This window comes from Duganella vulcania (assembly GCF_009857655.1).
GTDB classification, from domain to species: Bacteria; Pseudomonadota; Gammaproteobacteria; order Burkholderiales; family Burkholderiaceae_D; genus Rugamonas; species Rugamonas vulcania.
Genome location: NZ_WWCX01000218.1, coordinates 1 through 2,492 on the forward strand (window position 1 = coordinate 1; position 2,492 = coordinate 2,492).

The 2,492-nt window shown below is 57.7% G+C and carries 4 protein-coding genes; 3 read left to right on the top strand and 1 reads right to left on the bottom strand.

The window, feature by feature from the left end; all coding sequences use genetic code 11:
* Positions 1–211 (top strand): hypothetical protein (locus GTP90_RS36725; RefSeq protein ID WP_217432065.1); only part of this gene is annotated, 211 nt, incomplete at its 5' end.
* 41 nt (positions 212–252) lie between these two features.
* Here the strand turns inward: GTP90_RS36725 and GTP90_RS35410 are convergent.
* Entirely contained in the window at positions 253–537 is a 285-nt protein-coding gene (locus tag GTP90_RS35410) for an SDR family NAD(P)-dependent oxidoreductase (RefSeq protein WP_161087889.1), read from the bottom strand.
* Between the two features lie 185 nt (positions 538–722).
* Between GTP90_RS35410 and GTP90_RS35415 the strand changes: the two genes are divergently transcribed.
* Both GTP90_RS35415 and GTP90_RS35420 read left to right on the top strand, forming a co-directional pair.
* The gene (locus GTP90_RS35415) at positions 723–1,619 is read left to right on the top strand and encodes an AraC family transcriptional regulator (RefSeq protein WP_161087891.1); all 897 of its coding nucleotides are present in this window, start codon (positions 723–725) and stop codon (positions 1,617–1,619) included.
* A 106-nt stretch (positions 1,620–1,725) separates the two neighbouring features.
* Positions 1,726–2,253: an outer membrane protein gene (locus GTP90_RS35420; protein WP_161087890.1), complete on the top strand. Its 528-nt coding sequence runs from the start codon at positions 1,726–1,728 to the stop codon at positions 2,251–2,253.
* The last annotated feature ends 239 nt before the right edge of the window (positions 2,254–2,492 follow it).

The window sequence follows — 2,492 nt, forward strand, 5'->3', positions numbered from 1 at the left end:
AGAACTAGTCTGCTGTGCACTTTCATCAAACGTCCACACTTATCGACTGTTAATTTTTAAAGAACTTTATTCGGTACTGCTTGCTGAAGAAGCGTTGTGTTCATCAGCGAAGAGGCAAGATTATGAACTGTTTCGTTTATCTCGTCAAGCCTTTCTTTTTCCCGCTTCACTCAGCAACATGTGCTGTGTTCTGCGAGGGGGCGAACTATAGCAAATGCTCACCCAAATTGACAAGGACTTTCTTCACGCTCATCATGCGTTATGGATGACAACGTCCACGCGCTTGTGTACATCCTCGGCAAATGCCAGGAATTCGCGCATCTCGGCCGGCTGGCTGACGTCCAGCGCATACCACTCGGCCGACCCACCAGCCTTGCGGATCTCGGTAACCAAAGCGGTAAGTTTGCTGGAGCGGCGCGCACCGAGCACGACGTGGTGTCCCTCGCCAGCCAGCTGGCGCGCCGTCGCCGGACCGCTTCCCCGGCAGGCGCCGGCAATCAGGATCACCTTTCGATGTGTTTGAATAGCTGCTGTCATGACGCGCTCCCTTCAAAGCAATAACACCAGGCTGCATCTTACGGCCTCAAGCAAATGCTGCGAATGCACATGCCTATGCACTTATTGCCTAATCCTATAAAAGCGCAGGACATTGGTAGCGACGATGTGGAGAATCATGGATCATTCCTATTCATCAGTGAATTGAAGGAGCCTGCGTGAAACGCATGATCGCCCTACATCAACAGCTAGCGCATGCCGAGGGTTATACCTTGACGGCGCTGGACGACGTACGCCTGACGCGCTCGAACTGCAGCACCACCAAGACGCCAGCCATGTCCGATCCTTGCATTGCCATCGTGCTGCAGGGGCGCAAGCGCGCCTATTTCGGCAACGATGTGCTGGAATTCGACGCGGACCATTATCTGGTGGTGGCGGTTCCTATGCCCTTCACCAGCGCCACCGAGGCCACTGAGGAAGAACCCTTCCTGGGGTTGTCGATCCGGGTCGACCGCACCACCCTGGCCGATCTGATGTTCGCCATCGATCAGATCCAGAACGAGCTGCCCGCCATGCCCAAGGGCATGATGACCACGCGCATGGATGAGCGCCTGAGCGAGACCGTGTTGCGCCTGCTTGAAGCGCTGAACTCGCCCCTGGAGGCGCGCGTGCTCGGCCCCGGCATTGTGCGTGAAATTTGCTATCGCGTGCTGATGGGGGAGCAAGGCGCGGCAATGCGCGCGGCGCTGACCAGCCAGGGGCAGTTCGGACGGATCGCCAAGGCGCTACGCCGCATCCACGCTGACTACGCCGCCGACATCGACGTTGGCACGCTGGCGGCCGAGGCCAGCATGAGCGTGCCGGCCTTCCATGTGCATTTCAAGGCGGTGACGCAATGTTCGCCGATCCAGTATTTGAAATCGGCCCGCCTTCACCAGGCCCGGCTCCTGATGGCGCGTAATGACATGACTGCCCAGGCGGCGTCGGCCCAAGTCGGCTACGAGAGCCCGTCCCAATTCAGCCGCGAGTTCAAACGCTACTTTGGCCGTAGCCCTGGCGAGGAAGCCAACGCCATGCGGCGTCATCTGACGGTGCGGCCGGCGCAAATGACAAGTTTTCCTTAGGCCGCCCCAGATGTCACGAAGGTTGATTTAAAAACAATAACCGGATAGTATGCGGCGATGGCAGCATTGCAAATCCGCCAATGCTGCATTTTTCATCAGGAGTAATATGCGATCTATCCTTTGCGGCGCTGCGGCGCTTGCGTTACTGGGTGCCGCCGCGCCCGCATTTGCGGCTTCCTTCGAACCAGGCGTATATGTCGGTGTCGACATGGCCCGCGCCTCCGTTTCATCGAAATATGCCGACAGCAGCAACGACATCTCGCTGGGCGCTGCCGCCGGCTACCAGTACACGCCCAACTTTGGTTTCGAAGTCTATACGCGCAGCCTGAGCTTCTCCCCCTTCCGCGGTTTTTTGTCCGAGGCAGGTTATTACCCGGATAGCCATTACGGCATCGCGCTGATGGGCACCTTGCCGCTCGACTCCCACTTCAGTTTGTTCGGCCGCGCCGGTGTCGGACGCACGACAATGAAAGCTACCCGCTCCTCGATGGGCGACCGCACCGATACCGATCCGATGGTCGGCCTGGGCGCACGTTACGCCTTCAACCGCAGCTGGTCGGTAAGCCTGGAAGGCAGCTACCTCACCAAGAGCGAAGTCTCACTGATCTCGTTCGGCGTGCGCTACCAGTTCTGACGCTGCCTGCGTCAAATAAAGCTCGTCTTCGGCTATTGACGGCTCGAAGCTTACATAGCCCTGCGGCCCGCCTCTGGCCGCAGGGCTATGCCTCTACGCCATGAGATTTATGGACGAAAAAAAGCCCACCAAGATCACTTGGTGGGCTTTTTAGTATAACTAGCCTGACGATAACCTACTTTCACACTGGTTGCAGCACTATCATCGGCGCAGAGTTGTTTCACGGTCCTGTTCGGGAT